This is a genomic window from Bacillus sp. 0209A (assembly GCF_036765095.1).
GTDB lineage: Bacteria > Bacillota > Bacilli > Bacillales > Bacillaceae > Bacillus > Bacillus subtilis_G.
Window position 1 is genome coordinate 701,007 of sequence record NZ_JBAIZV010000002.1, and the last position, 24,601, is coordinate 725,607.

23 protein-coding genes and 1 pseudogene are annotated in these 24,601 nt (G+C 47.0%); 18 read left to right on the forward strand and 6 right to left on the reverse strand.

Annotation, left to right across the window (positions count from 1 at the left end):
- Positions 1-82 precede the first annotated feature (82 nt).
- From aspP to sacB, 3 genes are all read right to left on the reverse strand, one after another.
- A complete protein-coding gene (gene aspP / locus V6D44_RS08740) occupies positions 83-1,645 on the reverse strand; it encodes an aspartate/proton symporter AspP (protein WP_087993525.1) in 1,563 nt (520 codons plus the stop codon).
- A 106-nt stretch (positions 1,646-1,751) separates the two neighbouring features.
- On the reverse strand, positions 1,752-3,302 hold the full coding sequence (locus V6D44_RS08745) for a glycoside hydrolase family 32 protein (RefSeq protein WP_087993524.1): 1,551 nt from the start codon (positions 3,300-3,302) through the stop codon (positions 1,752-1,754).
- A gap of 76 nt (positions 3,303-3,378) precedes the next feature.
- A complete protein-coding gene (gene sacB / locus V6D44_RS08750; RefSeq protein ID WP_202327995.1) occupies positions 3,379-4,800 on the reverse strand; it encodes a levansucrase in 1,422 nt (473 codons plus the stop codon).
- A 581-nt stretch (positions 4,801-5,381) separates the two neighbouring features.
- Here sacB and V6D44_RS08755 point away from each other — a divergent pair.
- The 4 genes from V6D44_RS08755 (at position 5,382) to padC (ending at position 8,530) form a co-directional block, all read left to right on the forward strand.
- Positions 5,382-6,737 carry a serine hydrolase gene (locus V6D44_RS08755; protein ID WP_202327996.1) on the forward strand — a complete coding sequence of 452 codons (1,356 nt, stop codon included), beginning with the start codon at positions 5,382-5,384 and terminating at the stop codon, positions 6,735-6,737.
- A gap of 21 nt (positions 6,738-6,758) precedes the next feature.
- Positions 6,759-7,442: an aspartate/glutamate racemase family protein gene (locus tag V6D44_RS08760; RefSeq protein ID WP_087993537.1), complete on the forward strand. Its 684-nt coding sequence runs from the start codon at positions 6,759-6,761 to the stop codon at positions 7,440-7,442.
- 125 nt (positions 7,443-7,567) lie between these two features.
- Positions 7,568-8,023 (forward strand): DUF3237 domain-containing protein, encoded by a 456-nt coding sequence (locus V6D44_RS08765; RefSeq protein ID WP_087993522.1) that lies wholly within the window; start codon positions 7,568-7,570, stop codon positions 8,021-8,023.
- Between the two features lie 21 nt (positions 8,024-8,044).
- Complete coding sequence (gene padC / locus V6D44_RS08770) at positions 8,045-8,530, forward strand: phenolic acid decarboxylase (RefSeq protein WP_087993521.1); 486 nt, start codon at positions 8,045-8,047, stop codon at positions 8,528-8,530.
- A 27-nt stretch (positions 8,531-8,557) separates the two neighbouring features.
- Here the strand turns inward: padC and V6D44_RS08775 are convergent, their stop codons facing one another.
- The 3 genes from V6D44_RS08775 to slrR all read right to left on the reverse strand — a co-directional run bounded on the left by V6D44_RS08775 (position 8,558) and on the right by slrR (position 10,754).
- Positions 8,558-8,749, reverse strand: a complete 192-nt coding sequence (locus tag V6D44_RS08775) for a hypothetical protein (protein ID WP_087993520.1) — start codon at positions 8,747-8,749, stop codon at positions 8,558-8,560.
- Between the two features lie 2 nt (positions 8,750-8,751).
- Complete coding sequence (locus tag V6D44_RS08780; RefSeq protein WP_087993519.1) at positions 8,752-10,221, reverse strand: carboxylesterase/lipase family protein; 1,470 nt, start codon at positions 10,219-10,221, stop codon at positions 8,752-8,754.
- 74 nt (positions 10,222-10,295) lie between these two features.
- On the reverse strand, positions 10,296-10,754 hold the full coding sequence (gene slrR / locus V6D44_RS08785; RefSeq protein WP_087993518.1) for an HTH-type transcriptional regulator SlrR: 459 nt from the start codon (positions 10,752-10,754) through the stop codon (positions 10,296-10,298).
- A 233-nt stretch (positions 10,755-10,987) separates the two neighbouring features.
- On the opposite strand from slrR, the gene V6D44_RS08790 reads away from it, so the two are divergent.
- From V6D44_RS08790 to V6D44_RS08855, 14 genes and pseudogenes are all read left to right on the forward strand, one after another.
- Entirely contained in the window at positions 10,988-11,692 is a 705-nt protein-coding gene (locus tag V6D44_RS08790) for a YveK family protein (protein WP_087993536.1), read from the forward strand.
- A gap of 5 nt (positions 11,693-11,697) precedes the next feature.
- Positions 11,698-12,381 (forward strand): protein tyrosine kinase EpsB, encoded by a 684-nt coding sequence (epsB, locus tag V6D44_RS08795; RefSeq protein ID WP_087993517.1) that lies wholly within the window; start codon positions 11,698-11,700, stop codon positions 12,379-12,381.
- 57 nt (positions 12,382-12,438) lie between these two features.
- The gene (locus V6D44_RS08800; RefSeq protein ID WP_176365312.1) at positions 12,439-12,588 is read left to right on the forward strand and encodes a hypothetical protein; all 150 of its coding nucleotides are present in this window, start codon (positions 12,439-12,441) and stop codon (positions 12,586-12,588) included.
- A gap of 28 nt (positions 12,589-12,616) precedes the next feature.
- Positions 12,617-14,437 carry a polysaccharide biosynthesis protein gene (locus V6D44_RS08805; RefSeq protein ID WP_187441509.1) on the forward strand — a complete coding sequence of 607 codons (1,821 nt, stop codon included), beginning with the start codon at positions 12,617-12,619 and terminating at the stop codon, positions 14,435-14,437.
- Between the two features lie 11 nt (positions 14,438-14,448).
- The gene (locus V6D44_RS08810; protein ID WP_087993516.1) at positions 14,449-15,594 is read left to right on the forward strand and encodes a glycosyltransferase family 4 protein; all 1,146 of its coding nucleotides are present in this window, start codon (positions 14,449-14,451) and stop codon (positions 15,592-15,594) included.
- Positions 15,591-16,427: a glycosyltransferase EpsE gene (epsE, locus tag V6D44_RS08815; protein ID WP_087993515.1), complete on the forward strand. Its 837-nt coding sequence runs from the start codon at positions 15,591-15,593 to the stop codon at positions 16,425-16,427. The genes V6D44_RS08810 and epsE overlap by 4 nt, the downstream gene beginning before the upstream one ends.
- Positions 16,420-17,569: pseudogene (locus tag V6D44_RS08820) on the forward strand (glycosyltransferase family 1 protein). Before epsE ends, V6D44_RS08820 begins: the two are co-directional and overlap by 8 nt.
- Positions 17,566-18,669, forward strand: coding sequence for a biofilm exopolysaccharide biosynthesis protein EpsG (gene epsG / locus V6D44_RS08825; protein WP_087993513.1), 1,104 nt, complete (start codon positions 17,566-17,568; stop codon positions 18,667-18,669). The pseudogene V6D44_RS08820 and the gene epsG overlap by 4 nt, the downstream one beginning before the upstream one ends.
- 24 nt (positions 18,670-18,693) lie before the next feature.
- Positions 18,694-19,728, forward strand: coding sequence for a glycosyltransferase family 2 protein (locus V6D44_RS08830; RefSeq protein ID WP_087993512.1), 1,035 nt, complete (start codon positions 18,694-18,696; stop codon positions 19,726-19,728).
- A 4-nt stretch (positions 19,729-19,732) separates the two neighbouring features.
- A complete protein-coding gene (locus V6D44_RS08835; protein ID WP_333516411.1) occupies positions 19,733-20,809 on the forward strand; it encodes a polysaccharide pyruvyl transferase family protein in 1,077 nt (358 codons plus the stop codon).
- Positions 20,806-21,840: a glycosyltransferase gene (locus V6D44_RS08840; protein WP_087993510.1), complete on the forward strand. Its 1,035-nt coding sequence runs from the start codon at positions 20,806-20,808 to the stop codon at positions 21,838-21,840. The genes V6D44_RS08835 and V6D44_RS08840 overlap by 4 nt, the downstream gene beginning before the upstream one ends.
- Positions 21,837-23,354, forward strand: coding sequence for an MATE family efflux transporter (locus V6D44_RS08845; protein WP_333516412.1), 1,518 nt, complete (start codon positions 21,837-21,839; stop codon positions 23,352-23,354). Before V6D44_RS08840 ends, V6D44_RS08845 begins: the two co-directional genes overlap by 4 nt.
- Positions 23,351-23,959: a sugar transferase gene (locus V6D44_RS08850; protein WP_289348262.1), complete on the forward strand. Its 609-nt coding sequence runs from the start codon at positions 23,351-23,353 to the stop codon at positions 23,957-23,959. The genes V6D44_RS08845 and V6D44_RS08850 overlap by 4 nt, the downstream gene beginning before the upstream one ends.
- A complete protein-coding gene (locus V6D44_RS08855; protein WP_087993507.1) occupies positions 23,956-24,594 on the forward strand; it encodes an acetyltransferase in 639 nt (212 codons plus the stop codon). Before V6D44_RS08850 ends, V6D44_RS08855 begins: the two co-directional genes overlap by 4 nt.
- Positions 24,595-24,601 lie beyond the last annotated feature (7 nt).

Consider the following 24,601-nt stretch of genomic DNA (forward strand, 5'->3'; position numbering starts at 1 on the left):
CTGTAATGACTGACTATCATTCATTTTATCTCGGGTATGTGCGTTTGTAAAGAATAAAGAAGCAAGAAAACCTCTTGCTTCTTTATTTATCATAATCAATAGCGGCTTTCGGGAGCCCGGTATACTTTGCCCAGTAGTAAATCGCAAGTGAGCCGATGGCGACCAAAATAAGGTCGACGGGATTGCTGATGATGCCTAAACCATGTCCGAAAGAACCGATGTAGGAAAAGACCAGCATCATGATATAAAACCCGATAAGCCACCAAGCTGATTTCAGCTGCTGGGCCAGACTGACATCTTCTTGAGGCGCATATTTGCTGAAACAGAGATAGACCAAAAACATGATGAGCTGTGAACCGAGCAGCCAGGAAACGGTCGTCCATCCTGACCAGTAAACGATAAACGCCGTGAAAATAAAGGAAAGCGGCCCGATAATACCCATCCCTTTTAAATAAAACGGCCTGTTTAAATCCTTCGCATTGACCCTCAGCGCTGCTGAACAAATGGGTGCAATCGCATAAGAAAGGATGAGCGCTACAGAACAGACATTGACGAGTGCGTTCCACGAAGGGAAGGGGAGCGTCCAGAAAATGGACAAGGCAAATGAAAGCCAGAGTGAAGCACGGGGGGTTCCCGTTTCTTTATTGACCTTTGAAAATATGCCAAATAATGTGCCGTTCCGCGCCCAGGCGTAGACGAGGCGAGATGTCGTATTCATAAAAATATTCCCGTTTCCTCCCGGAGACAGAATGGCGTCTAAAATGACAAGCGTTGCAAGCCAGCCTAAACCGAGCATGACCGCAATATCTTTAAACGGCAATGAGAACTCCCGTCCGATTGCGGGCCAGCCATTTTTAAGCGTTTCTGTCGGAATTGCACCAATAAAGGTGACTTGCAAAACAGTGTAAATGATGGTGGAAACAATGATGCAAACGATTAAAGCGATCGGGATGTTGCGTTTTGGATTTCGCACTTCGCCTGCAACAGCCACAATCGGGTGCAGGCCAAGATATGCAAACATTACGCCGCCTGTCGATATCGCAGCCTGAATACCTGTAAAACCGAACGGCGCAAATCCTTCAACAGATAAATTCTGCGGGTTAAAATGAAAGATCAGCACGATAATGATGGTAATCGGTACAATATATTTAAAAATCGATATGATGAAATTTGCCTTAGCGAATGTTTTGACGCTCCAATAATTCAGCAGGAAAAACAAGCAGAGCAAGGCAAACTGTAAGAGCCAGCCGGCAATGGTCGGTGAATCAGAGCCTTCTTTGGTCAGGCCGGGAAACCAATAGGCCACGTATTGCCGGACTGCCGTGACTTCAATCGAAATCAGGCTTGTGTAAGCGACGATTGTGACAAATGAAATTAAATAGCCGACAAGGTGCCCATGTGAATAAACGGGGTATCGAATGATGCCTCCGGTACGGGGCAGGGCAGCTCCAAGCTCCGCGTACACGAGCCCAATTAACAGAATGATGGCTCCGCCGATGATCCAGGAAAAAGCGCCGGAGGGTCCCGCTTTAGATGCGACATTACTGACAGCGAACAGCCACGCTGATCCAAAGATGGCTCCCATCCCAATCAGAATCAGATCAAACAGCGACATTGATTTTTGAAAATTTCCTTGTTTAGACATCCGCTTCCTCCTTAGCAACCAGCCTTATATTCCTTACAATGCCCAATATGCAACAGAGAATACCGCTCTAATAAAAAACAGATGCAGCCTGCGCTGCATCTGTTTTTTATTCATGAATCGTATCGAAGTGTTTCACCGTTATATTTTTAAATGAGGCTGTGCCGCCTTCAGAATAAAGGGTAATGCCTTTATCTTCGGGTTTTGGAAACACTTGATTTGAAAAAACGGTTTTCCCGTCGCCGACAAATACTTCTATCGTTGTTTTATCGGCGAGAATTTTCAAATGGGCCTTCTGTTTGCTTACATCGAAGGGAGCCTTGCTTTCAACATAGGTGTTGCTTTTGTCAGGCTGATTTGTAGCCGCTCTGTTGACATATGCATAGCCGTCTTCGGCGAAAATGCCGACATCAATATGGCGTTTTTGGTCTTTCGATTCTCTCAGTCTGACGCCTGCGTTCTTTAGCTCTGACCAAGAAAGATCCATATCAAGCTGGTACGTATCACCAGTGATCGACAGTGTTTTTGATCCGCTCACATCTTGATCCTCTACTTTGTCAGTTGAAACGGTCAGCTGCTCCAAAGCTTCGGTCGGCTGTGAGACGAGGCTGTATGTGCCGTCCTGCTCCTGCAGCCGGAGTTCGCGTATGACAGAATCTGTGCCGTTAAAGCCGTTCTTCATTGTCGGTGTGTTGTTGGCGTAATCCCAATTGTTCATCCAGGCAAGTGCATACCGCTTTTCTAATGGATCTGTGCTTTTGCCGTCTTCGAACGTCACGCCGCCGTACCAGTCAAAGCCGTAGTCAAGCCATTGGGCTTCGGTTTGATCCGCTGTAAATTCTTTTCCGTCAAAGCTTCCGGTCCAGTAGGCGTACGTATTTGGTTTGCCCCACGGTTTGCCGTTCGCGCTCGCGCCGAGAACCCATTTAGTCGTTCCATCGCTTGCCCGCATCATGTAGAGGTCAGGACATTCCACAATTCCCGCCTGCTCCGTTAAGAATCCGCTTGTGTAATGCCAGTCCTTTAGATTATCGGATTCATAAAAGCCGATTTTTGTTCCTTCAGCCATGGCTATGACCCATTTGTTATTCTGGTCATCCCATATGACTTTCGGGTCTCTGAAATCGTCTGTGCCGGGATTAGGCATAACGGGATTATCACTATAGGACTTAAATGATTTTCCTTTGTCTGTGCTGTACCACAAATGTTGCTCCTGTTTTTTATCTTTGGCTGAAGGCTGGGTCACGATTGCGACGAGCGCGTTTCTCCCGAATCCGGCTGTGTTTTCTTTATCGAGCACGACAGAACCGGTCCAAATGTCCCCGTCTGGGTTTGTGTATTTCGGGATCGCCACGCCTTCATCGGTCCAGTGCACCAAGTCCTCTGATACGGCATGGCGCCATTCTGTGCCGTTCCCGTTTGGGTAATCCCGGTTATAAAGGTAGAAATAATGATACTTGCCCTCAAAATAGACCGGTTTTTGGGGATCATTTTTCCATTTATCCGGCGTCGTAAAATGATAGGCCGCCCGGTAGTCCGGCTTCTGTGTTGATTTTGTTTTGTTGACAGGTTCTTCGTTTGGCAATAGGTTGATAAACAGCAATATTCCTAAAAAGCTCAGGATTACTGTTAGCCATTTGCCTGTTTTTTTATAGTTCATCTGGGATTCACCTTTATGATGTTGATAAGAAATAAAAGAAAATGCCAATAAGATATCGGCATTTTCTTTTGCGTCTTTATTTGTTAACTGTTAATTGCCCTTGTTCAAGGATGCTGTCTTTTACAACAGATGTTTTCTTGCCTTTGATGTTTAATAGGAAGCTTGGCGCAAACGTTGCTTTTTTGTCTGCAAAGAAGCCTCTGTTTGTCATGTAGCTTGTAATGACGACATTGTTTCCTTTAGCTTGAGGCACAGCGAAGTGTGAATAAGTAAAGGTCACATCGTTAGGATCAAGATCCATTTTTAACACAAGGCCTGTTTTGTTCAGCGGCTTGTATGGGCCGGTTAAGGAATTAGAAACATAACCGAGCATGTAAATGTCATTAGATGTAATGCCGTCAATTGTCATTTTTGATCCGCGGGAGTCAGTGAATAGGTACCATTTTCCATTCATTTTAAAGACATTCGCGCGTTCAATTTCATCTGTAACTGTGTTAGATGCAAGCAGTGGTTTCATCACTTTTTTCAGTGTGTAGTCATCGTTTAGCTCGATCATGCCGAGTGCGCCGTTCGCTAATTCAGCCGTGCGTTTTTTATCGCTTTGCAGAAGCTTTTTGCTTTCTTGACGGAAGAATGATGTGCTTTTGCCGTAGTATGCTTTATTAAATAAAGATTCTTCGCCTTGGTAGCCGTTTTCAGTACCAGTGTTCGCTTCAAATACTAAGTATTTGCGGCCTTTATCTTCTACGTAGTGAGGATCTCTCAGCGTGTGGTTATCGCCGGAGCTGTAGTTGCCTTCATCGATGAACTGCTGTACATTTTGATACGTTTTGCCGTCACCATCAAAGATTGATTTATAATCCTCTACACCGTCGATGTTCAGAGAGCTGTCTGACGTTGATACGTTAACCTGTGCCGTTGTCAGGGTTTGTTTGCCGTAATGTTTACCGGAGAAATCAGTGTAGAACAAACGAATGTGACCGTCAGATGTGAATGTCGCTGAACCTGACCATTCTTGTGTTTGGTCTTTCAGGATAGAATCATTTGCATCGAATTTGTCGCTGTCTTTAAAGACGCGGCCCGCGTTTTTCCAGCTGTCGATAGACGTTTCGCCGACTTTTTGATAGAACATGTAAATGGATGTGTCATCCGCATTTTTAGGGTCTCCGGCTAATGCAAAGACGATGTGGTAGCCGTGATAGTTTGCGACTGTGCCGTCAGCGTTTTGCAATGGCCAGCTGTCCCAAACGTCCAGGCCTTTTGCAGAAGAGATATTTTTAATTGTGGATGGATCGAATTCAGGCACTTGATATTTTTCATTTTTTTGCTGTTCAGGGATTTTCAGCATATCATGGCGTGTAATATGGGTAATGCCGTACGTTTCCTTATGCGGTTTATGGTTCGTTTCTTTCGCAAACGCTTGAGTCGCGCCTCCTGCCAGCAGTGCAGTTGTAAAGGTTAATGCTGTCGCTTGTTTTGCAAACTTTTTGATGTTCATCGTTCATGTCTCCTTTTTTATGTACTGTGTTAGCGGTTTGCTTCTCCCGGCCCTCCTGTTTGAAGATGGCAAGTCAGTTACGCACAATAAAAAAAGACCTAAAATATGTAAGGGGTGACGCCAAAGAATATACTTTGCCCTTTACACATTTTAGGTCTTGCCTGCTTTATCAGTAACAAACCTGCGTGATTTACTTTTCGACATCATTCTATTAAACTCTCGTTTAGATTACAACGGGTCTATTTTCCTCTTTTGTTTGATAGAAAATGAAAAAAGACCTTCGCGGATATGAGTCGAATAGACTAATGGGTGTTACGGAAAGTCAGGGGGATTCTCTATAACAATGTGGTGAAAGCTCTTTTCTTTTCTGGGAGATCGGCTGTTTTAGAGACTGGTCGCACGGGTCAGATGTCAAAGGGTCTTTTCGCAACCGTTGAATTCGGGGGCTTCGACTTCAGGGTTTGCGGAAGCGATTGTGAAACGGATTCAGGATACAGGCCATTATCACTCTTTCTCTCATATTTTTCAAATTTTTGAAACATAGAAGGGTAAATATCGTAGGTATTAAGGGAGGTGTAAAAATGAAGCAAGAAAAAAGGAAACATCTTGGCACATTATTCTCTGTGTTGGCGGAAAAACAACAGTTCAACGGGACGGTTCTGGCTGCGGAGGATGGCGATATTTTATATCATCACTCTTTCGGTTATGCGGAACTGGCGGAAAAAAGCCCTTTGCAAACCAGCTCTTTGTTTGAGTTAGCGTCTCTGTCAAAGCCTTTTACAGCTTTAGGGATCATATTGCTCGAGGAGAAAGGAATTCTTGGATATGAAGACAAAGTCGAGCGCTGGCTGCCGGGTTTTCCATATCAGGGCGTCACGATTCGACATTTATTGAACCATACGTCAGGGCTGCCTGATTATTTTGAATGGTTTCTTGCCAATTGGGACAAACACAAGATTGCGGTGAATCAGGATATTGTGGATATGCTGATGAATGAGGGGCTGCCTGGTTATTTTGAGCCGAACGAAGGCTGGCAGTACAGCAATACGGGGTATGTGCTGTTGGCGGTTATCATGGAAAAAGCCTCCGGCATGAGCTATTCGGATTTTATGAAAACACATATTTTTTCACCGGTCGGCATGAATGAAACGAAAGTGCATAATAGGAGGCTTCGGCCTGAGCACATGGATCATTATGCATATGGATACGTGTATGATGTACATTCCGAAACGTACGTCCTTCCTGATGATCTGGAAGAAACGAACTATGTTGTGTACCTCGATGGCATACAGGGAGACGGTACGGTGAACTCTGTCACAAGCGATTTGTTTCGATTTGATCAGGCTCTATATCAGGACGATTTAATTAGTAACACTTCTAAGGAGGCCGCATTTTCTCCGGTGCGGCTGAACAATGGTGAAACGTTCGATTACGGCTTTGGCTGGGTGCTGCAACACAGTCCTGAAAAAGGGAAGATTGTCAGCCACAGCGGTGGGTGGCCAGGTTATTTGACGATGATGATCCGGTATATAGATCTGCGTAAAACGCTGATCTATTTGAGTAACAAGGAAGAGGATGCGGAATATGAACAAGCGATTCTGAAGGCGGCGGAACATATTTTATTTGGCCAGCCGTATGAGATCCCGGAACGTCCTGCTGATAAAAAGAAAAAAGAAGTTGATCCGGCGATATACAGCCGCTATGTTGGCAGCTACTCGTTTCAGGATGGGACGGCTGCACGGGTGACAGCCGAGAATGAAAAGCTTTATTTGCAGATCATAGGACAGATGAGGCTTGAATTATTTCCTTCCTCGGAAACCCGTTTCTTTTTGCGGTCATTGTCTGTTGAAATCGAATTTTTGTTAGGCGATGATGTTGCGAAAAGCTTTATCCTCTATGAAGATGGCACAGAAGAAGTAGTAGTCCGTACGAATTAGAAAGAGAAAGGAATGAACGTGATGATCGGAATATTAGCCGGAATGGGGCCGAAATCAACCTCGCCGTTTATTGATAAGGTGATTGATTACTGTCAGAAGCTGTATGGGGCTTCAAATGATATCGACTTTCCACACATGATGATTTATTCGTGCCCGACCCCATTCTATGCAGATCGTCCCATCGATCATGACGGGATGAAAAGAGCGATTATCGATGGCGCGGTAAAGCTTGAAAAGACAGGCGTTGATTTTATCGCTCTTCCTTGTAATACGGCACATGTGTATTATGAAGAGATTCAGCAGGCGTTGGCGGTTCCTTTGTTACATATCATAAAGGAAACGGTAAAGGAAATTCCGCATACTGCAAAAAAAGCGGCTGTTTTAGGAACAGATTCAACCATCCAATCGGGCATCTACCAAAAAGGGCTGAAGGCAAACGGGCAAGAAGTTGTTCACAAGGATCATTGGCAGCAGGCTGTGAATCAGCTCATCGCCGCTATCAAACAGCCGAACAATATGATGCATACACATGCATTGTGGCAGAAGCTATATACCGAAATCAGCCAGCATGCAGACATCATCATTTCAGCCTGCACGGATTTAAATGCGGTGTTAGATCATGTTCAAAGCGAGATTCCGATTATAGATTCCTCTGAGTGTCTGGCGAAAAGCACTGTCAGCATATATCTTGCCAATCAAAGCTAGCTTCAAACAAGGACTGTCTTCAACCAGTCCTTTTTTTATGTTCCTATTGTTTGACAGTTGTAAGAAACAGTGTTAAATTTAACATGTAAATAGTTACATGATTTTCTGGATGTGAGGTGGTGCTCATGAAGAAGCCGATTTTAACATTATTCGCCTCTTTAGAAATCAAGGTAGAGCCGCCTATCACCATTGGTGAGACAGGCCTGGGAATGAGACGATGGATTCCGATTCGTTCGGGAACAATAACAGGGAAAGTAAAAGGGCGTATTTTGCCGGGCGGTGCCGATTCACAAATCATTCGCGCTGACGGCAGAACAGATTTATCTGCCAGGTATGCCATCGAAACAGCCGATCATGAACTGATTTACATTGAAAACAATGGAATACGGCAAGTCAGCGAGCCGTTTCGAAAACAAGCCGCAGCCGGGGACATCATTGATCCGGCACATGTTTATTTCCGTACGGTGCCGACATTTGAAACAGGTAGTGAAGCTTATCAATGGCTGCATGACCGCTTGTTTATCGGTTCCGCAGAAAGAACCCCTGATTGCGTTCGACTAGACATTTATGAAGTACAGTAAAGACTAAGGAGAGTGTGAAAGATGGAAGACTTTATCGGAAGCCACATGATTTATACTTATGAAAACGGATGGGAATACGAGATCTATATAAAAAACGATCATACCATCGATTATAGAATTCATAGCGGAATGGTTGCCGGACGCTGGGTTCGGGATCAGGAAGTCAATATTGTTAAACTGACAGAAGGCGTATATAAAGTGTCTTGGACAGAACCGACAGGCACAGATGTTTCATTAAATTTTATGCCGAATGAAAAACGCATGCACGGCATTATTTTCTTCCCGAAATGGGTGCATGAACACCCTGAAATTACGGTCTGCTATCAAAATGACCACATTGATCTTATGAAAGAATCCCGCGAAAAATATGAAACGTATCCGAAATACGTTGTACCTGAATTTGCGGAGATTACATTTCTGAAAAATGAGGGAGCCGACAATGAAGAAGTGATTTCGAAAGCTCCTTATGAAGGAATGACAGACGATATTCGCGCCGGAAAATTGTAAAAAACAAAAACCCGGGAAAGAGAGAAATTACTTCTCTTTTCCGGGTTTTCTTTTTGCTGCGTATGCCGGAACCATTACAATTCCCGTAAAAAACAGTATGATTCCAGTCCAGCGGAAGGGATCGTAATAGGCTGTGCCCCGCAATAATACGACTGCCGACGAAATGATGATGCAAGCTGCCACAACGATGACAGCACCAATGTACCCTGTTTTCCCCATGTTTATTCTCCTTTTGGAAGGAATAGTTTTTGCCTTTTATCAGATTCAGGATCGTTTTCAATCGTAATCTCTGAATCTAAAATCAGCGTCTTTCTTGTTTCTTCATGATACGCCGGCCATTTTACATCCTCAGTGCTTGGGTTTCCTGTTTTGGCGAACGTGATCCATGCTGATTGTATGGTGTGAGAAAGTTGTTTCACCTCATCCGTAATCTCCGCTTTTGCCATTTGTTCTAAGCCGCCCAGATTTCCGAAAACAAAAGGAAGCTCTAATGCGTGAAACGCTTTATTGTACGGCGGCTTATTCGAGTGCCAGTCGAATCGGTACATCCAGACAGGCGCGAAATGGGACTGGGCGGCGGCATAGGCGACGGCCGGGCGCCAAAATAATAAATCAGTCATCATATGGATTTGGCTTTCAAGCGAACGCGGATACAGATCGGCGGCTTTCTCCGCCAGCGGCTGTCCTAATAAGTACTCGAGCGCGGCATCAAACGTTTCCTGAGAATGAACATCTGAATCCGGGGTGAAAAATAAATATCCTTCATCGCGATTTGTTCCGATTAACAGTGGAATGCCGGCCGCAGCACCTTCTGCGATCGCTTTTTCTGGTTCAGCAGGCAGCGTTTTCGGATCAAGGGCGGGCTGGAAGAACAGCTGAAAGATATTTTCATTTTCTGCTTTCCGAAGCTGATCGGCCGCTTTAAGCAAATCTTCCGCCGATAGCGTATGCAATCTGTCCAATTGACTCTCATCAATCTCAAGGACCTGTAAAAAGGCTGCCGCGGTGCTTGCCGCTTTCTCTTTCGTCATCGTTCGGGAAGCGCCGCTTTCCATAATCGCTTTCTGGAACAGGCCTTTTGCCGCAGGCATAGCGAGCAGCGCGGCAATGCTCATGCCGCCTGCGGATTCTCCAAATACCGTTACGTTCTCCGGATCACCGCCAAACGCTGAGATATTGTCTCGCACCCATTTCAGCGCGGTGGCTTGGTCCAAAAGCCCGAGGTTATCGGAATACGCCTCATCAAACGAAGACAAATGTAAAAATCCAAACGGCCCCAGCCGGTAATTCAATGTAACGACAATGACGTCTCCCTGCGCCGCAAGGCTTGATCCATCGTATAATGGCTCACTGCCCGCTCCGAGATAAAAAGCGCCGCCGTGAATCCACACCATGACAGGCAGGTTTTGATTCTCAGTGTCAGGCGCGAATACATTGAGATACAGACAATCCTCAGACTGGCGGGGAGGCTCAGCATACGAAAGTGACATTAAATCCGGCGGCTGCGGGCAAATCGGGCCGTACGCTGTTGTGTCCAATTCGTCCTTCCACGCATCCGGGGGCTCCGGTGCTTTAAAACGCAACTGTCCGACAGGCTGCTTGGCATAGGGGATGCCTCTCCATATATGTACGCCGTTTTCTGTTGTGCCTTTTACTTTCCCGTATGAAGTTGTTACTGTTGTATGTGACATCGCTCTCTCTCCCTTTTTACCCCATTATAAACAGATTTACCCTGATCATGCGAACGTCAGCCCTTAGCCGATATTCATCTTCCCATCGTTTTGAAAAAGGATTTGACTTCCTGCACGGTCAAGCCGATTTCTCTTGCTTCCTCCATCAGCGTTTTCCATTCCTCTATATTGGATTCCGTCAGTTTACGATTTCGGTAGGAAGCGGTTTCAGGCTGTTCTTTCTTTAGTATGTTCGTAAAAGTGAACAGTTCTTCCTTTTCCATTCCGGCTTGTACGGCTTGCACAAGATGCACGCGCCATTCTTCTTCACCGCCGCTGATTTTCTCGTACATCATCGTTTCCGCGTCGAACAATTCTGTTAATTCCACCTCCAGCGTGACGGAAATTTTCTTTAAAAATTGAACGGACGGATTCGTATGAACGCCTCTTTCAATCTTGCTTAAATAGGATTTAGATACACCTGACTCAACGGCCAGCTGATTTATAGAATAGCCTTTTCTTTTGCGGTACAAACGGATAATTCTTCCAATCATAATTAAAATTCTCCTCTATTCCTGTCGTTATTTCGTTCATTATAAGGAATTGTTCGTTCTTTATAAAATTTAAAATAATAAGGGAAGTGCAGTAAATAAGAGGAAAATCATGAATTTGTTCTCTAAAGAGAACTTATTGGCTTATTTTGCAATTTTTAAATAATATCTTTTTCTTTTATAATCCAATCATTAACAGAAAGGGGCGCGGGAAGCCAGCCGAAGGCTATGAATACATGAATGAGAATATGAGTTTTAAAGAATTATATGCGATTGTCAGACACAGATTCGTGCTGATCCTGCTCATCACAATCGGCGTCACCCTTATGACGGGTTTTATGCAATTTAAGGTCGTTTCACCGACCTATCAGGCGTCGACGCAAGTGCTGATTCATGAATCAGATGGTGAAAAAAACTCGAATCTCAGTGACATCCAGCGAAATCTTCAGTACAGCAACACGTTCCAAGCGATCATGAAAAGCACGGCCTTGATGGAAGAGGTCAAGGAGGAATTGCATCTTTCTGAATCGGCTTCCTCGCTGAAAGGAAAAGTGATAACCAGCAGTGAAAATGAATCAGAAATTATCACCGTTGCCGTCCGGGACCACGATCCGGCGGAAGCGGCTGAGATTGCGAACACGTTAGTGAACAAGTTTGAAAAAGAAGTAGATAAAAGATTGAACATACAAGGCGTACATATTTTATCAGAGGCAAAGGCTTCTGAAAGCCCAATGATAAAGCCGGCCCGGCTGCGAAATATGGTCATGGCTTTTGGCGCTGCTGTCATGGGCGGCATTACACTGGCATTTTTTCTGCATTTTCTCGATGATACGTGCAAAAGCGCACGGCAGCTCAGCGAGAGAACCGGATTGCCATGCTTAGGCTCCGTCCCTGATGTCCAAAAAGGGCGGAATCGCGGGATAAAACACTTCGGGGAGTGAAGCGAGTGATCTTTAGAAAAAAGAAAGCAAGGCGTGGTTTGGCTCAAATATCCGTTTTACACAATAAATCAATTGTTGCGGAACAATATCGCACCATTCGGACAAACATTGAGTTTTCATCCGTTCAGACCAACTTGCGGTCTATCCTCGTCACCTCCTCTGTGCCTGGAGAAGGTAAATCGTTCAGTGCGGCAAATCTTGCGGCTGTCTTTGCGCAGCAGCAGGAAAAGAAAGTGCTGCTGGTGGATGCCGATTTAAGAAAGCCGACCATCAATCAGACGTTTCAGGTTGGGAATGTAACCGGGCTGACAAATGTGCTGGTCGGTAATGCTTCACTCAGTGAGACGGTGCAAAAGACGCCGATCGATAACTTATATGTGCTGACAAGCGGACCGACCCCGCCGAATCCGGCTGAACTGCTGTCTTCAAAAGCGATGGGAGATTTAATATCTGAGATCTATAAACAATACAGCCTTGTCATCTTTGATTCTCCTCCGCTTTTGGCTGTTGCGGATGCTCAGATTTTAGCAAACCAGACAGACGGCAGCGTGCTCGTCGTTTTAAGCGGAAAAACAAAAACCGATACCATCCTAAAAGCGAAGGATGCACTGGAACAATCCAACGCAAAGCTGTTAGGCGCTCTTTTAAACAAAAAGAAAATGAAAAAATCGGAACACTATTCCTACTAAATAGATGGTAAAGGTGATGTCTCCTGACCTGTATCAATGGAGGCACTCGGCTCTGCTGTGGGCAGCTGGTGTTGCTGCCTTAGATGCTGGTCGTCACTGGCGGGGCGTGAGGATGGGTTAAATGCCCACTTATTTGATATATACATAGGACGTGTTGTCGGTTTAGCTGCTGCCGATGTTTTGGAGGACGAAAGCCGCCGCAGCTAAACCGATAAAAGAATTAGGGGGGAAAAGGTTGAGTTACCGGAGAAGACTGTCAATGATTATTGCGCTGGACACTTATCTCGTTTTAAATTCAGTTATTGCAGGATATCAATTTTTAAAAGATTCCTATCAATTTTATGACTCCGGAGCATTATTGCTTACCGCTGTCAGCTTGCTCCTCAGCTATCATGTATGTGCTTTTCTGTTCCATCAGTATAAACAGGTGTGGACATACACCGGAATCGGCGAGCTGATCGTCCTGCTTAAGGGCATCACGCTTTCGGCCGCTGTGACCGGCTTCATTCAGTATGCTGTGTATCATACGATGTTCTTCCGTCTGTTAATCGCGTGCTGGGTGCTGCAGCTTTTGTCCATCGGAGGAACCCGTGTTTTGTCGAGAGTGTTAAAAGAAAGCATCAGAAAAAACCGCAGCGCCTCATCCCGCGCGCTGATTATCGGGGCGGGCTCAGGCGGGACTCTGATGGTCAGACAGCTGCTTTCAAAAGATGATCCTGACATCACGCCTGTCGCTTTTATTGATGATGACCAGACAAAACATAAATTAGAAATGATGGGGCTGCCCGTGATCGGCGGAAAAGAAAGTATCATGCCTGCGGTGCAAAAGCTCAAAATTAACTATATTATTATTGCGATTCCTTCACTCCACACCCATGAGCTTCAGGTTTTATATAAAGAATGTGTGCGGACTGGAGTCAACATCAAAATTATGCCTCACTTTGATGAAATGCTGCTCGGCACACGAACTGCCGGGCAAATCAGAGATGTAAAAGCTGAGGATTTGCTTGGCAGAAAGCCGGTAACCCTCGACACAAGCGAAATTTCGAACCGCATCAAAGGAAAAACAGTTCTCGTCACGGGAGCGGGCGGATCAATCGGCTCGGAAATCTGCCGGCAGATCAGCGCGTTTCAGCCTAAAGAAATCATTCTGCTCGGCCATGGAGAAAACAGCATTCATTCGATTTATACAGAGCTGAACGGGCGATTCGGCAAACACATAGTGTTCCATACGGAAATTGCGGATGTGCAGGATCGCGATAAAATGTTTACCTTGATGAAAAAGTACGAGCCGCACGTGGTCTACCATGCAGCTGCCCATAAACATGTGCCTTTAATGGAGCACAATCCCGAAGAGGCTGTCAAAAACAACATCATCGGAACAAAAAATGTCGCGGAAGCAGCCGATATGTCGGGGACAGAGACGTTTGTGCTGATTTCATCGGACAAAGCGGTGAACCCGGCCAATATAATGGGGGCGACAAAACGATTCGCCGAGATGATTATTATGAATCTTGGTAAAATGAGCAGAACCAAATTTGTCGCTGTCCGCTTCGGCAATGTACTCGGGAGCCGCGGCAGCGTCATTCCGATTTTTAAAAAGCAGATTGAAAAAGGCGGACCGGTGACGGTCACACACCCGGCGATGACCCGCTATTTCATGACGATTCCCGAGGCCTCAAGGCTTGTCATTCAGGCCGGGGCACTTGCGAAAGGGCGCCAGATTTTCGTTCTCGACATGGGAGAGCCCGTAAAGATTGTGGACCTTGCCAAAAATCTCATTCATCTGTCCGGCTATACGACTGAGCAGATTCCAATCGAATTCACAGGCATTCGTCCCGGTGAAAAAATGTATGAGGAATTGCTGAACCAAAATGAAGTACACGCTGAACAAATCTTTCCGAAAATTCATATCGGCAAAGCGGTTGACGGCGATTGGCCAGTGCTGATGCGCTTTATCGAGGATTTTCATGAGATGCCGGAAGACGATCTGAGAGCGAGGCTGTTTGCGGCGATTGATACATCAGACAAAATGACGGCTGCCAGTGTTCAATAGGGGGAGTGAAGATGACGAAAAAGATCTTGTTTTGTGCGACTGTTGATTATCATTTTAAGGCCTTTCATCTTCCTTACTTTAAATGGTTTAAACGAATGGGCTGGGAGGTTCATGTCGCGGCGAGCGGACAAACCAAACTGCCGTATGTGGACGAGAAATATTCCATTGCGATTCGCAGGTCACCCTTTCATCCTCAGAATCTGGCCGTTTACAGACAGCTGAAGGAAGTGATTGACACCAATCAATACGACATTGTCCATTGCCATACGCCGGTTGGCGGCGTGCTTGCCAGACTAGCGGCGAGGCAAGCGAGGCGGCATGGAACAAAGGTGCTGTACACCGCGCACGGATTTCACTTCTGCAGCGGAGCGCCGGTCAAAAATTGGCTTCTTTACTATCCGGTTGAGAAATGGCTCTCGGCCTATACGGACTGTCTGATTACGATCAATGAAGAGGATTACATACGGGCGAAAGGACTTCAAAGGCCGGGCGGCATGACGCGGAAAATTCACGGCATCGGGGTGAATACAGAGCGGTTTCGGCCTGTCAGCCTGCAAGAGAAGCAAAGCCTCAGAGAAAAACACGGATTCAGCGAAGACGATTTTATATTGGTTTATCCGGCTGAGCTTAATTTCAACAAAAATCAGAAGCTGTTAATTGAAGCCGCGGCCTTGCTGAAAGAAAAAATACCGTCGCTTCGCCTTGTTTTTGCCGGAGAAGGGGCGATGGAACAAACGTATCGAACGTTAGCTGAAAAGCTTGGCGCTTCCGGCAATGTCTGCTTTTACGGCTTTTGCCGAGACATTCACGAGCTGATTCAGCTTGCAGATGTATCTGTGGCATCCAGCATGAGAGAAGGCCTCGGCATGAATGTGCTTGAGGGGATGGCCGCGGAAAAACCGGCGATTGCCACGGATAACCGCGGGCACCGGGAAATCATCCGGGACGGAGAAAACGGTTTTCTGATCAAAGTCGGTGATAGTGCCGCGTTTGCCCGCCGGATCGAACAGCTTTACCGTAAACCGGAACTCTGCATAAATTTGGGGCAGGAAGGCCGAAAAACAGCCTTGCGCTTTTCGGAGGCGCGCACGGTAGAAGAAATGGCAGATATTTATTCCGCGTACATGGATATGGATACAAAGGAGAAAAGCGTATGAACTCAGGACCGAAAGTTTCTGTCATTATGGGTATTTATAATTGTGAACGCACTTTGGCGGAAAGTATTGAATCCATACTCAGCCAATCTTATAAAAATTGGGAGCTGATTATGTGCGATGATGCGTCAACAGACGGCACGCTCCGCATCGCGAAGCAGTATGCCGCTCATTACAGCGACCGCATCAAGGTGATTCAAAACAAAACAAACAAGCGGCTTGCCGCTTCATTAAATCATTGTCTTTCAAATGCCACAGGCGAGTATATCGCCCGCCAGGACGGAGACGATCTTTCGTTTCCGCGCCGTCTGGAAAAGCAGGTCGCATTTTTAGAAAAGCACCGCCACTATCAGGTGGTTGGCACCGGCATGCTTGTATTTGATGAATGTGGCGTAAGGGGCACACGCATCCTGCCTTCTGTTCCGGAGCCGGGCATCATGGCAAAAGGGACCCCGTTTTGCCACGGAACGATTATGATGAGAGCGAGCGCCTACCGCACGCTGAAAGGCTACCGTTCGGTGCGGCGGACGAGACGGATGGAGGATATTGATTTATGGCTTCGCTTTTTTGAAGAGGGCTTCAGGGGCTACAATCTCCAGGAAGCCTTGTATAAAGTAAGGGAAGACAGCGATGCTTTCAAACGGCGGTCATTTACGTATTCCATTGACAATGCCATCCTTGTCTATCAGGCATGCAGACGCTTGAAGCTTCCATTATCTGATTACCTATATATCGCAAAACCGTTAATCCGCGCGCTTATGCCTCCAGCCGTGATGAATCGCTACCACAAAAAAAGAGTGATGAACCAAAAGGAAGGGCTTGTCAAACATGAATAGCAGCCAAAAACGCGTGCTCCATGTTCTCAGCGGCATGAACAGGGGCGGCGCGGAGACCATGGTGATGAATTTATATCGGAAAATGGACAGAAGCAAAGTACAATTTGATTTTTTAACGTATCGAAATGATCCGTGCGCTTTTGATGAAGAAATTTTATCTTTAGGCGGGCGGCTTTTTTATGTCCCGAGCATCGGGCAAAGCAATCCTCTTACATTTGTGAGGAATGTAAGACATACGATAACAGAAAACGGGCCGTTCAGCGCGGTTCATGCGCACACGGATTTCCAAACGGGCTTTATCGCCCTTGCGGCAAGGCTAGCCGGAGTGCCGGTCAGGGTATGTCATTCCCATAATACGTCGTGGAAGACCGGCTTCAATTGGAAGGATCGCCTGCAGCTGATGGTGTTCAGGCGGCTGATTTTGGCGAACGCGACAGCACTGTGTGCCTGCGGAGAGGATGCGGGCAAGTTTTTATTCGGACCGTCCAACATGGAGCGTGTTCATCTCCTTCCAAACGGGATTGATCTTGATTTGTTCGCCCCAAATGTGCAGTGGGATGATGAAGAAAAAACAGCACGCGGCATTGCAGTTGACCGTCTCATTATTGGCCATGTGGCCCGGTTTCATGAAGTGAAAAACCATGCGTTTCTGCTGAAGCTTGCCGCACATCTCAAAGACCGCGGGGTTCGCTTTCAGCTCGTACTTGCAGGAGACGGGCCGCTGCGCGAGAAAATGGAAGAGGAGGCGCGGCGGCAGAACTTGCTTTCAGATGTCCTCTTTTTAGGCACTGAAGACAACATTCATGAATTGATGCGCACATTTGATGTGTTTGTCATGCCGTCTCTGTACGAAGGCTTGCCGGTTGTGCTGGTGGAAGCGCAGGCATCGGGGCTTCCATGCATCATTTCAGACACCATCACAGAAAAAGTCGATGCCGGTCTAGGACTTGTGACAAGATTGAATCTTTCTGAGCCGATCGGCATCTGGGCTGAAACCATTGCAAGGGCGGCCGCCGCAGGCAGGCCGAAGCGGGAGCTTATCAAAGAAACACTCGCCGAACTTGGCTACGATGCACAGCAAAATGTAGGAGCGCTGCTGAATGTATATAACATTAGCAGCGGAAAAGGACAATAAACGATGATTGTATATGCCGTCAATATGGGAATTGTATATATTTGGTCTTGGTTTGCCAAAATGTGCGGCGGCCGTGACGATTCGCTCGCTACGGGGTATCGGCCGAATAAGCTGTTAATCTGGATTCCGCTAGTGTCACTTGTGCTTGTGTCGGGTCTCCGTTACAGAGTCGGCACGGATTTTCAGACGTACACGCTGCTGTATGAATTGGCGGGCGATTATCAAAATGTGTGGCAGATATTCGGTTTCGGCACAGCGAAAATGGCGACGGATCCGGGCTTTACCGCACTCCTTTGGCTGATGAATGTCATCACGGCAGATCCGCAAATCATGTATATAACAGTTGCGGCCGTGACCTACAGTTTGGTTATGAAGACACTCGCTGATTACGGAAGGCCGTTTGAGCTGAGTGTCTTTTTATTTTTAGGAACCTTTCATTATTACGCGTCTTTTAACGGCATCAGGCAATACATGGTGGCAGCCGGTTTGTTTTGGGCGATTCGTTACATCATTAGCGGGAACTGGAAGCGATATTTTCTGATCGTGCTGATCAGCTCGCTCTTTCATTCCTCGGCGCTGATTATGATTCCAGTATATTTTATTGTCAGAAGAAAAGCCTGGTCACCGGCGATATTCGGGCTATCCGTTTTATTTCTTGGCATGACGTTTTTATATCAAAAATTCATTTCCGTGTTTGTTGTTGTGCTTGAAAACAGCTCATACAGCCATTATGAGAAATGGCTGATGACGAACACAAATGGAATGAATGTGATCAAAATCGCTGTCTTGGTTCTGCCGCTGTTTCTCGCCTTTTGCTACAGGGCGCGTCTGCGGAAGCTGTGGCCGCAAATCGACATCGTCGTCAATCTGTGTCTGCTCGGTTTTTTATTCGGGCTTTTGGCCACAAAAGACGTGATCTTTGCCAGATTCAATATTTATTTCGGCCTGTATCAATTGATCCTAGTCCCTTATTTCGTCAGGATATTTGATGAAAAATCGAATGCCCTTATCTATATCGCGATCGTTGTTTGTTATTTTCTTTACAGTTATTTGCTTATGCCGGTTGATTCGTCCGTTCTGCCTTACAGAACGATTTTTTCCCGGTAATTTACGCAAGAGGAGCCGGTCATTATGGAAATACCTGCGGTTAGTCTGCTAGTCGCTGTTTATAACACAGAAACATATATCAAAACGTGCCTCGAATCGCTGCGGAACCAGACGGTGGACAATATTGAAATCATCATCGTCAATGACGGTTCGGCAGACGCCAGCCCGGATATCGCGGAGGAATACGCCAAAAAGGATCACAGGTTCAGGGTGATTCATCAGGAGAACAAGGGTCTCGGCGCGGTTCGGAATAAAGGGATCGAGGCGGCACGCGGCGAATTTATCGCGTTTATCGATTCAGACGATTGGATCGAGCCTGATTATTGCGAGCGGATGCTCCAAGCAGCGGGCGATGAAACTGATCTGGTCATTTGCAATTACGCCGCGGAGTTTGAGGACACTGGAAAAACCATGATCTCTGACATTGCGGAAACCTACCAGGATCAGCCGAAAGAGCACTATATTAAGGCGTTATTCGAAGGGAAGGTCAGAGGGTTTTCGTGGAACAAACTGTACAGAAGAAGCATGATTAAAGCACATCGGCTGTCGTTTCCGCTCCGAGGCGAGCTGGAGCATGTCGAGGATCAGTTTTTCAGCTTCAGGACTCATTTTTTCGCCCGTACAGTATCCTATGTCAAAGCGCCGCTCTATCATTACCGCATTCACCTATCATCCATCGTGCAGCGCTATCAGAAAAAACTGTTTGAATCGGGGCTTGCGCTGTATGAGGCGAATGCGGCGTTTTTACAGGAGAACAACAAACTGGAGGAGTACGGTAAGGAGCTTGATACCTTTATCGTGCTTCACAGCAGCATCTGTATGCTGAATGAATGGAAAACAAGCGGCAGCTGCCGGCTGTTTGACAAGTTTAGAAATGTCGGCGTGATTTGCGGGGATCCCATATTTCAAGAGAGCCTCTCAAAAACGGGTACCGCGCCTTTTGACGCAAAACGGTCATGCCTGCTTCTGATGGCGAAATACAGAATGATCCCGTTCGTCGCTATGGCGTCGGCCGTGTATCAGCGGGTAATCGAGTACAAAATGAGAAACAGAGGGTGAGGACATGTCGTTACAATCGTTGAAAATCAATCTTGCAGAATGGCTGCTGCTTAAGGTCAAATACCCGTCCCAATATTGGCTGGGTGCGGCCGATCAGCCGGTCAAGGCCGCAGCACATCAGAAAAAAATCATACTGACCCTGCTGCCGTCCCATGACAATTTGGGGGATCACGCGATTGCTTATGCCAGCAAGGCATTTCTTGAGCAGGAATACCCCGATTTTAACATCGTCGAGGTTGATATGAAGGACATTTATAAATCAGCAAAAGCGCTGTTCCGCTCGCGCCATCCGGCGGACATGGTCTTTATCATCGGAGGCGGAAACATGGGGGACTTATACCGTTATGAGGAGTGGACGCGCCGCTTCATCATTAAAACATTTCACGACTATCCAGTTGTCCAGCTTCCCGCAACGGCTCATTTTTCTGACACGAAAAAGGGACGCAAAGAGCTGAAACGGGCGCAAAAAATTTATAACGCGCACCCCGGCCTATTGCTGATGGCCAGGGATGAAACAACGTATCAATTTATGAAACAGCATTTTCAAGAAAAAATGATTTTGAAGCAGCCGGACATGGTGCTGTACTTAGACAGAAGCAAGACCCCCGCAGAGCGCGAAGGGGTTTATATGTGTTTGCGCGAGGATCAGGAAAGCGTGCTTCAAGAAGATGAGAGAAACAATGTGAAGGCTGCGCTATTTGAAGAATTCGGCGACATTAAAGCCTTTACGACAACGGTCGGGCGCCGGGTCAGCCGCGATTCCCGGGAGCGGGAGCTTGAAGCGCTGTGGTCTAAGCTGCAAAGTGCAGAAGCTGTTGTCACTGACAGGCTTCATGGCATGATTTTTTGCGCGCTGACAGGAACGCCGTGTGTCGTCATCCGCTCCTTTGACCATAAGGTGATGGAAGGCTATCAATGGCTCAAAGACATCCCATACATGAAGCTGATTGAACATCCGGACCCGGAGCGCGTGACAGTCGCAGTAAAAGAGCTGTTAACAAAAGAAACAATCCGTTCCGGCTTTCCGAGAGACGTGTATTTTAAAGGGCTGCGTGACAAAATCAGCGGTGAAGCGCAATGACCCCGCTCGTCAGCATTATTGTCCCGATGTATAACGTTGAACCATTTATAGAAGAGTGCATTGACTCACTGCTTCGCCAAACGCTTTCTGATATGGAAGTCATCCTTGTGAATGACGGATCGCCGGATCGTTCTGGCGAGATTGCAGAGGATTATGCAAAACGGGATGCGAGAATCCGGGTCGTTCATCAGAAAAACGGCGGGTTGAGTTCAGCGCGTAATACGGGAATAAAGGCCGCCCGGGGGACTTACATCGGCTTTGTGGACGGTGACGATTATGTATCTTCCGCCATGTTCCAAAGGTTGATTGAAGAAGCGGAACAGCACCGGCTCGACATCGTTGGCTGCGGTTTTTACAAGCAGTCAGCGGACAGGCGGACTTATGTGCCGCCGCAGCTTGACACAAACCGCGTGCTGACAAAATTTGAAATGGCTGAATGGCTCAAATATGCTCACGAAACGAGATTTATCTGGTATGTATGGCGTTATGTTTATCGCCGTGAGCTTTTGGAGAGAGCCAATCTGATGTTTGATGAAGACATCCGTTTTGCTGAAGACTCTCCCTTCAATTTGTCCGCTTTTTGCGAAGCGGAGCGGGTGAAAATGCTGGATGAAGGCTTGTACGTCTATCGCGAAAACCCGAACAGCCTGACAGAAGTCCCTTATAAGCCGGCGATGGATGAACATATTCAAAAGCAATATCAGGCGAAAATCGCATTCTACAATCATTACGGTATAGCAGGCGCATGCAAAGAAGATTTGAATGTGTACATTTGCAAGCACCAGCTTCCGATGCTTCTGGCAAACGCCTGTGCTTCTCCAAATTCGCCGAAAGACATTAAAAAGCAGATCAAACACATTTTATCCTATGAGATGGTGCGGCAGGCCGTCAGACATACACCGTTTCAGCATGAGAAATTATTAAGAGGCGAGCGTTTGGTATTAGGACTGTGCAAATTGCGGCTCATTTTTCTCATCAAGCTGTTTTTCGAGCAGCGGGGAACGATGAAAGGCAGTGCGAAGCAGGCATGAAATTCACGATCAACTTCAGCGCAAATCTCACGGCTTTTCTCTTGTCCGTTTTCTTGTCGGTCTGGATGACGCCTTTTATTGTCAAAACGCTTGGTGTGGAAGCGTTCGGTTTTGTTCATTTGACCCAAAACGTGATTAATTACTTTTCAATCATCACCGTCGCGCTCAGCTCGGTTGTCGTGCGTTTTTTTTCTGTCGCCGCACACCGGGGGGAGCGGGATAAAGCAAATGCGTATATCAGCAATTATTTGGCGGCTTCTGTTCTGATATCATTGCTTCTTTTGCTGCCTCTTGCGGGTTCAGCTTTCTATATTGACCGGGTCATGAACGTGCCGCAGGCGATTTTGGCTGATGTGCGTTTGTCGATTTTGATCGGTAGTGTACTGTTTATTTTAACGTTTCTGATGGCGGGTTTCGGCGCTGCCCCATTTTATGCCAACCGCCTTTACATCACCAGCTCCATTCAGGCGGTGCAAATGCTTGTACGCGTGCTGTCTGTGCTGCTCTTGTTTGCATGCTTCACACCGAAAATCTGGCAGATCCAACTTGCCGCTTTAGCTGGTGCTGTCATCGCGGCTGTGCTGTCTTTCTATTTCTTCAAAAAGCTGATTCCGTGGTTTACGTTTCGGGTGAAGGATCTTTCATTCCGCATAAGCAAAGAGCTGTTTCAGGCGGGCACATGGAGCTCCGTCAATCAAATCGGCGTCCTGCTTTTTTTGCAGATTGATCTATTAACCGCCAATTTGGTGCTGGGAGCGTCTGAAGCCGGAAAATACGCGGCGATTATCCAGTTTCCGCTGCTGCTGCGCAGCTTGGCTGGAACGGTCGCATCTCTGTTTGCGCCTCTCATGACGTCGTATTATTCAAAAGGCGATATGGACGGATTGGTGAATTACGCCAACAAGGCAGTAAGGCTGAACGGTCTTCTGCTTGCGCTTCCTGCTGCCTTATTGGGCGGGCTGGCTGGGCCTTTTCTGACGATCTGGCTCGGACCGTCCTTTTCGTCTATCGCACCGATTTTATATATTCATGCCGGATACTTGGTGGTCAGCCTCGCCTTTATGCCGCTGTTTTATATCTGGACCGCCTTTAATAAACAAAAAACACCGGCGATCATTACCCTGCTGTTAGGCGTGTTAAATGTAGTGCTGGCCGTCACACTGAGCGGGCCGGCTCATCTCGGTCTGTACGGCATTACGTTGGCCGGAGCGATTTCTCTTATTTTGAAAAACGCCATTTTTACGCCGCTTTACGTATCCCGCATGACCGGCTACAAAAAGCACGTGTTTTTTAAAGGCATAATCGGGCCTCTTTCAGCGGCTGTGTTTGCCTGGGTGGTCTGTGAGGCAATCAGGTTCGCTGTGAAGATTGACGACTGGACATCATTGATTGCGACGGGAATAACAGTCAGCTGCTGCTACGCCATTTTCGCGTTTGCGCTCGTTTGTACGAAAGAGGAAAGACAGTTGGTACTGAAACGATTTCGAAAAACGAAAGGGGCTGTGAATCTTTGATCCTGAAACGACTTTTTGATCTGACGGCCGCCATTTTTTTATTGTGCTGTACAAGTGTCATCATTCTATTCACCATCGCCGTTGTCAGGCTGAAAATAGGATCACCTGTCTTCTTTAAGCAAGTAAGGCCGGGCCTGAACGGCAAGCCGTTCACCCTTTATAAGTTCCGAACGATGACGGATCAAAGGGACAGTGAAGGAAATCTGCTGCCTGATGAAGTTCGGCTGACGAAAACGGGCAGGCTGATCAGAAAACTGAGCATTGATGAGCTTCCGCAGCTGCTGAATGTCCTAAAAGGCGACTTGAGCCTTGTCGGCCCGCGCCCGCTTTTGATGGACTATCTGCCTCTTTATACAGAAAAGCAGGCCCGGCGCCATGAGGTGAAGCCGGGCATCACAGGCTGGGCGCAAATCAACGGCCGGAACGCGATTTCTTGGGAAAAGAAATTTGAATTAGATGTGTGGTACGTTGACAACCGGTCATTTTTTCTCGATTTGAAAATTTTGTGTTTGACGGTGCGAAAAGTGCTTGTTTCAGAAGGGGTTCAGCAAACCAATCATGTGACCGCGGAACGGTTTACAGGAAGCGGAGATGTGTCCTCATGAGAAACGTTGCCATTGTGGGTGACGGCGGGCACGGAAAGGTGATCAGAGAGCTGATAAACGCCCGGTCAGATACGCGCTTAGCCGCGGTGCTGGATGATAAATTCCGAACATTTGAAGCCGGAAAAGAGTGGTACACAGGCCCGCTGGAAGCCATTTCTGAAGTACGCAGGCTGGTTCCCGACGTGTTGTTTCTGATCGCCATTGGAAACAACAGTGTCAGAAAACACCTGGCGGAGCGGCTGGGACTGAAAAAAGAAGATTTTATTACATTGATTCACCCGTCAGCCATCGTCAGCAAGTCCGCTGTCATCGGGGAAGGGACAGTCATTATGGCGGGCGCGATCATTCAGGCGGATGCGCGGATCGGCGCCCACTGCATCATCAATACGGGCGCAGTGGCAGAGCACGACAATCAACTCAGCGATTATGTTCATCTTTCCCCGCGTGTCACGCTGTCAGGAGCGGTTGCCGTTCAGGAAGGCGCTCACATCGGAACCGGCGCAAATGTCATACCGCAGCTCACAATCGGATCTTGGAGCGTTGTCGGCGCCGGCTCGGCGGTGATCCGTTCCATACCGGACAGGGTAACGGCGGCCGGTGCCCCGGCGCGCATTATTTCTCCCATTCAAACATAAAACAAAG

What these genes read in the sequence shown, in the direction of transcription:
- epsG (WP_087993513.1), top strand. Translation starts at nt 17,566, where the DNA reads ATGATTGTATATGCCGTCAATATGGGAATTGTATATATTTGGTCTTGG.
- V6D44_RS08780 (WP_087993519.1), bottom strand. Translation starts at nt 10,221, where the DNA reads ATGTCACATACAACAGTAACAACTTCATACGGGAAAGTAAAAGGCACA.
- V6D44_RS08845 (WP_333516412.1), top strand. Translation starts at nt 21,837, where the DNA reads ATGAAATTCACGATCAACTTCAGCGCAAATCTCACGGCTTTTCTCTTG.
- V6D44_RS08755 (WP_202327996.1), top strand. Translation starts at nt 5,382, where the DNA reads ATGAAGCAAGAAAAAAGGAAACATCTTGGCACATTATTCTCTGTGTTG.
- sacB (WP_202327995.1), bottom strand. Translation starts at nt 4,800, where the DNA reads ATGAACATCAAAAAGTTTGCAAAACAAGCGACAGCATTAACCTTTACA.
- V6D44_RS08765 (WP_087993522.1), top strand. Translation starts at nt 7,568, where the DNA reads ATGAAGAAGCCGATTTTAACATTATTCGCCTCTTTAGAAATCAAGGTA.
- epsE (WP_087993515.1), top strand. Translation starts at nt 15,591, where the DNA reads ATGAACTCAGGACCGAAAGTTTCTGTCATTATGGGTATTTATAATTGT.
- aspP (WP_087993525.1), bottom strand. Translation starts at nt 1,645, where the DNA reads ATGTCTAAACAAGGAAATTTTCAAAAATCAATGTCGCTGTTTGATCTG.
- V6D44_RS08760 (WP_087993537.1), top strand. Translation starts at nt 6,759, where the DNA reads ATGATCGGAATATTAGCCGGAATGGGGCCGAAATCAACCTCGCCGTTT.
- V6D44_RS08745 (WP_087993524.1), bottom strand. Translation starts at nt 3,302, where the DNA reads ATGAACTATAAAAAAACAGGCAAATGGCTAACAGTAATCCTGAGCTTT.
- slrR (WP_087993518.1), bottom strand. Translation starts at nt 10,754, where the DNA reads ATGATTGGAAGAATTATCCGTTTGTACCGCAAAAGAAAAGGCTATTCT.
- V6D44_RS08790 (WP_087993536.1), top strand. Translation starts at nt 10,988, where the DNA reads ATGAATGAGAATATGAGTTTTAAAGAATTATATGCGATTGTCAGACAC.
- V6D44_RS08830 (WP_087993512.1), top strand. Translation starts at nt 18,694, where the DNA reads ATGGAAATACCTGCGGTTAGTCTGCTAGTCGCTGTTTATAACACAGAA.
- V6D44_RS08840 (WP_087993510.1), top strand. Translation starts at nt 20,806, where the DNA reads ATGACCCCGCTCGTCAGCATTATTGTCCCGATGTATAACGTTGAACCA.
- V6D44_RS08810 (WP_087993516.1), top strand. Translation starts at nt 14,449, where the DNA reads ATGACGAAAAAGATCTTGTTTTGTGCGACTGTTGATTATCATTTTAAG.
- V6D44_RS08835 (WP_333516411.1), top strand. Translation starts at nt 19,733, where the DNA reads ATGTCGTTACAATCGTTGAAAATCAATCTTGCAGAATGGCTGCTGCTT.
- padC (WP_087993521.1), top strand. Translation starts at nt 8,045, where the DNA reads ATGGAAGACTTTATCGGAAGCCACATGATTTATACTTATGAAAACGGA.
- V6D44_RS08855 (WP_087993507.1), top strand. Translation starts at nt 23,956, where the DNA reads ATGAGAAACGTTGCCATTGTGGGTGACGGCGGGCACGGAAAGGTGATC.
- V6D44_RS08775 (WP_087993520.1), bottom strand. Translation starts at nt 8,749, where the DNA reads ATGGGGAAAACAGGGTACATTGGTGCTGTCATCGTTGTGGCAGCTTGC.